Annotated in this window: 1 protein-coding gene; it reads right to left on the reverse strand. The window is 37.2% G+C overall.

The annotated features are described in order from the left end of the window. Positions 1–1,092, reverse strand: a 1,092-nt coding sequence (locus QSE00_RS25135; protein ID WP_286108022.1) for an FtsX-like permease family protein, incomplete at both ends; no start/stop codon positions are given.

Raw genomic sequence — 1,092 nt, forward strand, 5'->3', positions numbered from 1 at the left:
CCTGTTTGTTTTTCACTATTAAACTTCTTAGCATATACTTGGTCAACAAATTCATAGTTGAAAGGATATTCTGGATTATACTTTTTAAAAACAGCCTCCGTTGCAGCTAGACTTTCAGATGTAGGTCTGGTTTTATCAAACTTAATATGAATAAAATTATGTCCATACATAGCACCTTCAATAACCATGGGGTCTATTTTTTGAAATGGCGAGTCTAAGATGAAATCTTTAACAACGCCTACCACACGCCATTCAACACCCATATCTTTAATAATTTGACCTATAGGTTCTTCGAAATTCATCAATTTTACGGCGGATTCATTAAGTATCGCAGCCGTAGAATCTGTTGGATATTTACTTAGGTCAAAATCACGACCCGCAATTATTTCCATGCCCGTCGTTTTTGCTATGGCATCATCAGCATTGAACCTTTGAATGATAGTTCTATTATCTTCATTCTTTCCAGCCCAGTTAAACCCCCATGAATTACTCCATCCTTGGGTAATAGGACCACCAGTTTTGCTTACAGATTCAGCCACGCCAGAAGCTAACAACTCATCTTTGATCAGCGTATAATTTTTTCCTAAATCACCTTCTATTATTGAATAAATTAAATTAGCTTTTGAATAGCCACTTTGCCTATCTTGAACCTTTTGCAATTGTTGCGTTACGATAATACTTGCTGTAATTAGGATAATAGCAACTGAAAACTGTAGCATTACCAATACTTTTCTTGGCGTAACCGGAGCATTTATTTTTTTAAATGTTCCCTTTAAAACGGCTGAAGGTTTAAAGCCAGATAGGTATAAGGCTGGGTAGCTTCCCGCTAATATTCCTGTAAAAAGAACCACAATCAATCCTCTAATCCAGAACCATTCATTCGCCATATCTAATGACAATGGCTTCTCTACTAATTCACTAAAAGCGGGTAATACGAGTAGCAATAGTACTAAAGCTAGCGCTGCCGCAATGAATGAAATTAATATCGACTCCCCCAAAAATTGAGCAATTAGCGACCCTTTTCGTGCTCCTACAACTTTACGTACACCTACCTCTTTTGCCCGCTTTTCACTTCTTGCGGTACTTAAATTC

Origin of the sequence: Arenibacter flavimaris (genome assembly GCF_030291335.1) — a bacterium.
GTDB lineage: Bacteria > Bacteroidota > Bacteroidia > Flavobacteriales > Flavobacteriaceae > Arenibacter.